The organism is Persicitalea sp. (assembly GCF_041751555.1).
Taxonomy (GTDB): Bacteria; Bacteroidota; Bacteroidia; order Cytophagales; family Spirosomataceae; genus Persicitalea.
The window spans coordinates 1-7,952 of the sequence record NZ_JBGSXF010000536.1 but is presented as its reverse complement, the minus strand read 5'-3'; the positions used below and the strand labels follow the sequence as shown (position 1 = coordinate 7,952).

8 protein-coding genes are annotated in these 7,952 nt (G+C 53.1%); 1 reads left to right on the top strand and 7 read right to left on the bottom strand.

What is annotated here, in order from left to right; all coding sequences use genetic code 11:
- The 3 genes from ACEW8P_RS19135 to ACEW8P_RS19125 form a co-directional block, all read right to left on the bottom strand.
- Nucleotides 1-1,217 (bottom strand): M48 family metalloprotease (locus ACEW8P_RS19135; RefSeq protein ID WP_373514680.1); only part of this gene is annotated, 1,217 nt, incomplete at its 3' end.
- A 151-nt stretch (nt 1,218-1,368) separates the two neighbouring features.
- Complete coding sequence (locus tag ACEW8P_RS19130; protein ID WP_373514679.1) at nt 1,369-2,019, bottom strand: hypothetical protein; 651 nt, start codon at nt 2,017-2,019, stop codon at nt 1,369-1,371.
- Nucleotides 2,006-3,031 (bottom strand): hypothetical protein, encoded by a 1,026-nt coding sequence (locus ACEW8P_RS19125; protein WP_373514678.1) that lies wholly within the window; start codon nt 3,029-3,031, stop codon nt 2,006-2,008. The genes ACEW8P_RS19130 and ACEW8P_RS19125 overlap by 14 nt, the downstream gene beginning before the upstream one ends.
- Before the next feature lie 190 nt (nt 3,032-3,221).
- Here ACEW8P_RS19125 and ACEW8P_RS19120 point away from each other — a divergent pair, with 190 nt between their 5' ends.
- Nucleotides 3,222-3,713: a lipocalin family protein gene (locus ACEW8P_RS19120; RefSeq protein ID WP_373514677.1), complete on the top strand. Its 492-nt coding sequence runs from the start codon at nt 3,222-3,224 to the stop codon at nt 3,711-3,713.
- A 142-nt stretch (nt 3,714-3,855) separates the two neighbouring features.
- Here ACEW8P_RS19120 and ACEW8P_RS19115 read toward each other — a convergent pair whose 3' ends face one another.
- The 4 genes from ACEW8P_RS19115 to ACEW8P_RS19100 all read right to left on the bottom strand — a co-directional run bounded on the left by ACEW8P_RS19115 (nt 3,856) and on the right by ACEW8P_RS19100 (nt 7,487).
- A complete protein-coding gene (locus tag ACEW8P_RS19115) occupies nt 3,856-4,131 on the bottom strand; it encodes a Txe/YoeB family addiction module toxin (protein ID WP_373514676.1) in 276 nt (91 codons plus the stop codon).
- Nucleotides 4,128-4,379 (bottom strand): type II toxin-antitoxin system Phd/YefM family antitoxin, encoded by a 252-nt coding sequence (locus ACEW8P_RS19110; RefSeq protein WP_373514675.1) that lies wholly within the window; start codon nt 4,377-4,379, stop codon nt 4,128-4,130. Before ACEW8P_RS19110 ends, ACEW8P_RS19115 begins: the two co-directional genes overlap by 4 nt.
- A gap of 162 nt (nt 4,380-4,541) precedes the next feature.
- Nucleotides 4,542-5,624 (bottom strand): LytR/AlgR family response regulator transcription factor, encoded by a 1,083-nt coding sequence (locus ACEW8P_RS19105; protein ID WP_373514674.1) that lies wholly within the window; start codon nt 5,622-5,624, stop codon nt 4,542-4,544.
- Nucleotides 5,625-5,666: 42 nt separating this feature from the next.
- Nucleotides 5,667-7,487: a hypothetical protein gene (locus ACEW8P_RS19100; RefSeq protein ID WP_373514673.1), complete on the bottom strand. Its 1,821-nt coding sequence runs from the start codon at nt 7,485-7,487 to the stop codon at nt 5,667-5,669.
- Between the last annotated feature and the right edge of the window lie 465 nt (nt 7,488-7,952).

Below are 7,952 nucleotides of genomic sequence, written 5' to 3'. Positions count from 1 at the left end.
TATTTGCCGCTCACGCTGGTCAGGACCACCTGCGGCGAGAAGTAAAGTCCCTGCCATTGGAAACGCTCGATGGTTTCTGGCAGATTCTGGCGCTCATTGTAGGTCGTGAAGTTCAAAGTTTTATAACCAATGCTCGTTTGCCACCAGATTGGGCTGTACCAGTTTAGGCGCGTCAGCCGCACACCCGCGTAGCCATTCAAACCCGTCCACCGGGCTTGGAGGGCATCCGGTTCCGACAAACCGGGAGGCCTGCGCTTTAGATTCAGTATGACGCCCACATCCGGCTCTACGACCAGCTTGTGCTTGATATTGACGTATTGCCAAAAAATCCGCTCGTCCAGCGGCAGACCGACGGTTCCCTCCGGCCCGAACTTCTTGGCATTGCCGGAAAGAAAACCATCCACCGACTCGCGGCTGCGTCGCTGAATCTCTTTCCGTCGGGTCTCGTCCGACTCGCCGGAGCGTGCGCCGTCGTAGCCCTCGGCCAGGAGCCGCTGCCAGAGGGTAGCCGTGTGTAGCCGCCTTACCCACAGGCTGGGATGCTGCGGCGACCAGCTCAGAGAGTCGGTGTGGGTTTCGCGAGCGTACTGCTTCCAGATCGAGTCGAGCTGCGGCAGCGGGATATGCCGCTCGTACAACACCAGGGCGGCGGCGGCATCGGCCTGGTATTCTTTGAAATGATGGTAGAAATTGGCAGCGTAAATCAGGTTCTTGCGGTGAACCTCCCGTCCTTTTACCACCGTACCGTCTTTCCTCGTCTTGACTAGTTGGACTACCATTTTCTGCTGGCCATCCTTTTGCTTAAAGACCAGAGCGGGAAGTACCGAGGAATTAAACAGGCTCCTCGGGTGGGTATGCTCGAGGACATGGTGGGCGATTTCGTGCGCCATGATGAATTGCTCGGCCCAGGGTGCCAATTTCTTTATGCTTTCCAACAGGGTATTATTGTACAAAATGTACTGTCTTCCCTCGCAGAACAAGGCCTGCGCCGCGCTGGTGCAGTTGACGGCGCGCACGTCGAAGTCGCGCCCGCCCATTTGTTCTCCCAGGCTGGCAACGATCTTTCGGGCAGCATCTTCGCTGCTGAATTTGTTATAGGAGTTTGATATACAATTGCATACCTCTACGACCCGTTCCGAGGCGTCGTCGGTAGATTGCGCCGACGTCTTGGCACAAGCCCCAATCATCAAGACCAACAGAAGTAATTTTTGAGTCATAAAGAATATTTTCTAGCAAAATCTTGGGAGTATATCATTTTGAGCGGACTGTCAGTCTGAGCGGAGTCGAAGACAGTCCGAACAGGCGGTCTTCGACTCCGCTCAGACTGACATTTAGAATGTAATAATCAAAAATGTGGACTATCGATTATTACCGAGCGGGTTCCAAAACACCCCCATCGGGCCTGGTTTCGCGCAGCAGGTAGTTTTGGTCGTCGGTTTGCAGTCGGTAGGCGCGGTTTTTATACACGAGGTCTAGCCGAACGCTATTGAAAATACTGGCCGGGACGTTGTACAACCGCAGCGAGTCGTTGCGGTAGGTGAAGGAATTTTCAGAAAAATCCCGATTTGCATAAGCCTGAATGACGACCTGACTTACAACCGAATCCTGGTCACCGAAGCTGTTTTCAGGGTTTGGGAAAATGGTGCGGTCGGCGCGACGCGAGAGCAGCAGTTCGCCTTGCGGCCCCGTGCCGCTGCGCCCGAACAGCAGCCAGCCTACCCCCAGGCCCGCCACTAGCATGGCTACCAGCTTTAAATAAGGAGCGATGAATTGCCGCCTTCGTTCGGCTGGGTTAGCTGTCTTCGTCTCGATTTCTGCTTGGTCGTCAAGTACTTCCAGTAGCCGGAGTTCGTCGTAGCGGTGCTGGAAAAACGCCCGGATGCCGAATTGGTACTGCCATTTTTGCCGAAACTCCGGGTCGGCTTGCGCGCGGGCTTCCACTTCCTGCATTTCGACCTCCGTTAGTCGGCCGCTCAGGTATGCTTCGATTTGGTCGTATTCCTGTTCAGTCAATTCCATCGCCCGTTTCTTTTTTTGCTTTCGACTTTTCGGCTTTCCAGTTGCGCTTGTTTTTGCGTTCCTCTTCCAGCTTCTGCTGATCCCGCCTGACGAGTTGCGCAATGAATTCCGGTGAAAAAGGGGATGCGTCGCCGTACTGCGCCTGGATTTTCGGAAAGCTTTCAACTACAAATCGCTTACGGCAATTCTCGAATGATTTGTCGATTTCCTTCACTTTCCAGTCACGGAGATTCTCCAATTCCTGAATCGCCACTTTCCGCAGGGAAACTATTTCGGAATACTCGATCTTCTCTTTTTGGGCAATCGACTCGAACAGATTGACAATACTTCGCAGCAGCGAGCGGCATTTGGGATTTTTTAGCTGCGAAAGCTCATCATCGATGGTGGAAAAGAAGTGTGTTCTCCGATCGTCGTCCAGGTCTTCGGGTTCAAACTCCTCGGTGCTGCGTCGATTTTGGACGGCGTATTTTTCACTCACCATTTGATCTACGACACGCCGCGCGATGCCCGATAAGTAAGCGGAAAACGAAGCGGTCAGCACGAAGCCGGGGGCCTGAATTTTTTCGAGAAAAATGGCGATGGTTTTGTCCTGGGCTTCCAGCCACCACAGTTCGGGCGAATCGTCGGCGGGAATGCTGCCTTGCTTTTTGTGGTAGTCGATGCGGTAAAGCAGCGTGGTTTCCAGCCCGAAATAAACCTCAGTCGGAAAGTCCGCCAGCGTTTTCGTGGCCCGGATTTTTTTCAGAATCCGCTGCTGCTCCAGGTACTCGAGCAGCGTCGATTTGACTTTTTCTTCGGGCCACCTAGACACGGTTTGCTCTTTGTCTTTTTTGATTCGGCTCTCGAGCATTACAATCGCCCGCCTGGCTGTTGCTTTGGCGCTATTCTGCTTCTCGTCCCAGTTTTTGGCAATTTCCGCCAAATAGCCGACGTACCTCGACCGTAACTGTTCGCTGGCGTTGTGTCCGGCGTGGATGGCCTCGGCGATTTGCCGGAAGTGGTTGGAAAGCATGGCATGAGGGAAATGGAGCGGAAAATAAGCAACCTTGCCTTCAATATGAAATTTATATTGAATAACTTGGGTGTTTTATCCTGTTCGTTGCTTTTTCTCCTTTTATGGCAGCATTTTCCTTTTACGGGCGGGACGCTGGAACGCCACGGGGTGGCCCGAGCCGCCCGACCGTACCACATTACCACAATTTATGCGCTCACTTCTCTACTTCTCGCTGCTTATCGTTTTTCTGCTGGTATCCTGTCGACGGAAAGTCGCTGACCCGCAACCCGAAGTCCTCAAATTGGAAGGGTACTGGAAATTGAAAAGCTACACCGTCGATCCGCCGCTGGCCGGGGGCATCAGCGACCTGACTTCCGCGCTCGACCCCTGCGCCTTGCAGGTTACGTATCACTTTCGGCCCGATGGCACGACGATGTTTCTGGATGCCCCCCAACGCTGCAAGGACAGCGCCAAAAGCAGTGGCATCGACCTGGACACCGACCCCGTCTCGAACTGGAAATTCGAGGGCGAAAATCTGGTTATTTTCGACAGCCCTACCTCAAAAGAAGTGTACGAATATAAAAAAATAGGCACCGACACCATGACCTGGACCAAGCCGAAGACAATCCCGCTTTCCCAAGACCTGGGCGGCGACCAAAAGCTGTCGTTGATTATGACGTTTGTGAGGGCGGCGCGGTAAGGGATTGATTAGCATTTTTCCCTAAGCTTGCCATAACAGGATTGCTAATTACCTGAATCACAAAATATAACCAATGTCACGCCACTATATATTCAAAAGGCATTTTGTGGATGTTCTGCACAACGGGCAGGAAGGCAAACAGTCAATCGGCATAATGCCCTTTGGCTGAGATAATTGTAACAGTGACGGTTTTTTCATCTACTGCGTAAATAAGCCTGTGTTCCTGGTTGATCCTGCGCGACCAGAAGCCAGCCAACTCGTATTTTAACTGCTCAGGCTGACCTGTTCCGGTATAGGGATGTTCGGTAAGTTCATCGAGAAGTTTACGGATTTTCTTAAGTACGGGTTTGTTCCCTGACTTTTTGAGCTTATCGATCCCGTTCAGGGCCTTGTCTGTGAATGCTATTGAATAGTTCACAGGCCAAGCAACTGATCAAAATCAGCTTTGTCGACCTTGGTCGTATTCCCGGCATGGTACTGCGCTATCCCTTCCTGGATATCGTCCATCACCTGGGGGTCCATGAAGTACTTATCCCTTTCACCTATGGGTGTGAGTACATACGCTTTTCCCTTGCCCCTTTGAATGATCACCTGTTGGTTCTCGTCGGCCAAATCCAGGTATTTTTTTTGGTTGTCTCTGAATTCCCGGGAGCTGATTACTAGCATATCATCACATTTTATTTTGCGTACCAATATGGTACACAATACTACGAAGAAAAGTTTAGAGGTTATCGGAAAATATATCTGTATAGGCAATGAGGCCCCCTATCGGCCTGTTGGCTCAGGGGCTTTGTTGCTTGATACGGAGTGTTCAACGGCAACGAACGGCTAATTCCCAAGCTGCAGTTTCCCGTTGGTACTCATGCTCAGGCTGCCCCCGGCCTCGTAGGCCACCTGCCCGGCATGGGCCGTGTAGCTGCCGGGAAGCGCGACGACGTGTCGGATGACCACCGCATCGGTACTGCCCGGTACCTGGCCACAGAGCCACACGGTGGGGTCGTTCCAGTTTCCGGATTTGACGGTGATAGTGGCGGGCAAGTTTTTCTCTGCTACCAAAGATAAACTATCAAAATAACCGTCGTTATTGTCTCCATTTTTACGGTGGGATAATAGACGAATTTTTATCTTTTTAGTGAGAGCAGGTGATTGAATCGACTTGCTTACAAAATTCCAATTACTGATTGTATTGAAGGTACCCAAATCATCGGATTGTAAGACTGCATCGTTCGCGTTCAGCATTTCAATTATTATTTGGGATTCGTCAGTCGGCTTTTGATTCCAGGAACGTGTGTAGCCCGTGAAATTAAACCTTTGATTTTCGGGATCTATCGAGCATTTATAATCGTCCAATTGAATAGTCTGACTCAACTCGGCCTCTACTCCCTCGCCCGCAAAAAAATAATTACTGCCACTTTGAGCAGTAGGATCATCAGACCGTGTAGTCCAGTTTGTTCCAAGTGCTTCAGTCCAAAACGAAATCTTTCCGGCAATTAGGGGTAGTTCACAATCGGGATTTTTAATTAGATTCTGTGCTTCGGAAAATGTGGTTGCAAATACCAGTAACAAGAAGATTTGGGGTTTCATAACTTCCAACGACCGCCGCACAAAACTCAGCCGCCGCCGCGCCACGGGCAGTACCAGCCCGTTATGTAGCACCACCGCATCCGCATCCATTTCCGCAATGGCCGCCTTATTCACCAAAGCCGAGCGATTCACCCGCAGGAAATTGGCCTCCCCGAGCCGCTCGTGTAGCACCCGCATCGTGACGGAAAGCGTCATCATGGGGCGGTGGGCGAAATGCACGTGCGTGTAGTTGCGGTCGCCTTCGCAGAAGATGATTTCGGTCGGGGGAACGCTGGTGTACGCTCCGATGTGGACGCTGGGTTCCTGGGCAATGGGTGGGTAGTTCATAGGGCGGAGGGTTGAGAGTTGGGTGGGATAATGCCGGAGCGGTTAGTTGCCGAGTTGGATTTGGCTGTTGGTACCCAGGTTCAGGCTTCCCCCGGTTTCGTAGGCCACCTGCTTGGCGTGGGCCGTGAAGCTGCCGGAGAGTGCGACGGCGTGGCGGATGACCACCAGATCGGTGCTGCTGGGTACCTGGCCGCAGAGCCACACGGTGGGGTCGTTCCAGTTGCCGGATTTGACGGTGACAGACATACAGCCGCCGGGCGTTTGGGACCAGGGGTTGAAAAGCACCTTGTCAGTAACTTTATTTCCCGTTCCCGACGGATTGAGCGTTGGATGGTATGGCCCGGTGGGATTGCCCCAGTAGCAATTCCGGGCATCGACGATGTCGGTGGCGACCGTACTCGCATTATATACTCCCCACGTCGCGTTGGCGTAAATGCTGCAATTGTTGAACACATAGCTTCCTTGCTTTGTGTAAATACCCGTGAGTTCTGAGTTTTTTACCGTAGTGTTTTTGATGGTGCAGCTTGCCTCTAAGGAGATAGCCGCCCCCAAGTAGTAGGTATCTCCCATACGGTCAACTACAACATAATCCAGCACCGAGCCGGAACTGCCCGTGTGGAAGTAGATCGTCCCGCCGTGACTAGAATTAGTGCTGACGAACACGCCCCGGAAGTGAATCGAGTCGGCGGCGGTACCCTGCGCCAGTAGCGTGCCGTACACCCGAAGGTCGTCGGAGTAGTCGGCCGATTGCACCACCACACCCGGCTGGATCGTCAGCGTCTGCCCGCCGCCGACTGTGATGTCGGTGATCAGGCGGTAGTAGGAACCGTAGCCCAGCTTGGGCATGGTCGCGTTGGCACCGCCCGTGCCGCGGTCGAGGTCCACAATGGCCCGTAGATTAGAGAAGTTCCTGGCTCCACCCGCCCAAATCTTGAAGTCGTGCCGCTCGCTGGATCGAACCACAGTATTGCGAATGGTGGGCGTCTCACCCTGATCGACGTAAATCGCCGCCCCTTCGTAATACGTATCTCCCATGCGTTCGACTACAACGTAATCCAGCACCGAACCGGAACTGCCCGTGTGGAAGTAGATCGTCCCGCCGTGGGTAGAATTACCGCTGACGAAGACGCCCCGGAAGCGGATCGAGTCGGCGGCGGTACCCTGGGCCAACAGCGTGCCGTAAACCAGCAGGTCGTCGTTGTAAGCGTCCGACTGTACCACCACCCCAGGTTGAACTGTCAGCGTCTGCCCGCCGCCGACTGTGATGTCGGTGATCAGGCGGTAATAAGACCCGTAGCCCAGCTTGGGCATGATCGCATTTGAACCACCCGTGCCGCGGTCGACGCTCACAACGGCCTTGACGCTGGCGAAGTTCCTAGCTCCGCCAGCCCAAATCTTGAAGTCGTTGAGTTCACTTGACCGCACAACAGTATTCCGAATTGTGGGCGTCTCACCATTGGCGATATATACTGCCGCACCTTCGTAATAGGAGTCACCCATACGGTCGACGGCAACGTAGTCAAGTATCGAGCTGGAACTTCCGGTCAAGAAGAATAGCGTACCGCCGTGGGTGGAATTGCCGCTGACAAACACGCCCCGGAAGCGGATCGAGTCGGCGGCGGTACCCTGGGCCAACAGCGTACCGTAGACCAGCAAATCGTCGTTGTAAGCGTCTGACTGCACTACTACGCCTGGCTGGATCGTCAGTGTCTGTCCAGCAGGTACTGTGACATCAGAGGTGATAATATACGGGCTGTTCGCCTTAGTCCAAGTGCCGGATACATTTCCACTGACGTTGGTCTGTCCGAAACTAGTGAAGCAGAGAAAGCTCAGATTCAAAAACAGAAAGCAGAGATTTTTCATAGAGAAGCATTCGTTTAGTACTGGTTGAAAGACGATTTACCTTACCCGCCACAAATTTTGCCATCGCCCGCTGCCGCCGCAATCGAATTTTTTCGATAAACGGCCTTTTTTCGTAGAATTTTTACTACAAAGCCCGGTCGCGGTAGCGACGATACCGCTTAGTTAGGCAAAGAAAACCGCCCGGTCAAGCGCGACTTGACGAACTGCGGCAATCCCTTTCCGAAACGCGGGAATGACTTTCCGAAGGTCATCGGGGTACCGAGCGGAAACGGCTTCGCCTTTACTCGATAAGTTTTTTGGCAAGGCCCGTCCGCTTTTCCTATATTACGGGCGATTTGACCCAACTCATTCTTCCCCATGCGCTTGCCCGCTTCCTTGAAATTCCTGCTGGGAACAGCTCTGGCCCTATTGGCTGCGGGGCAAAGCGCGGCCCAGCAACCCGATTACCAGCCCCTGCAACCCGAC

Bases quoted from the DNA above. Each gene is read 5' to 3' on its own strand.
- ACEW8P_RS19120 (WP_373514677.1), top strand. From the start codon at position 3,222: ATGCGCTCACTTCTCTACTTCTCGCTGCTTATCGTTTTTCTGCTGGTA.
- ACEW8P_RS19110 (WP_373514675.1), bottom strand. From the start codon at position 4,379: ATGCTAGTAATCAGCTCCCGGGAATTCAGAGACAACCAAAAAAAATAC.
- ACEW8P_RS19125 (WP_373514678.1), bottom strand. From the start codon at position 3,031: ATGCTTTCCAACCACTTCCGGCAAATCGCCGAGGCCATCCACGCCGGA.
- ACEW8P_RS19130 (WP_373514679.1), bottom strand. From the start codon at position 2,019: ATGGAATTGACTGAACAGGAATACGACCAAATCGAAGCATACCTGAGC.
- ACEW8P_RS19105 (WP_373514674.1), bottom strand. From the start codon at position 5,624: ATGAACTACCCACCCATTGCCCAGGAACCCAGCGTCCACATCGGAGCG.
- ACEW8P_RS19100 (WP_373514673.1), bottom strand. From the start codon at position 7,487: ATGAAAAATCTCTGCTTTCTGTTTTTGAATCTGAGCTTTCTCTGCTTC.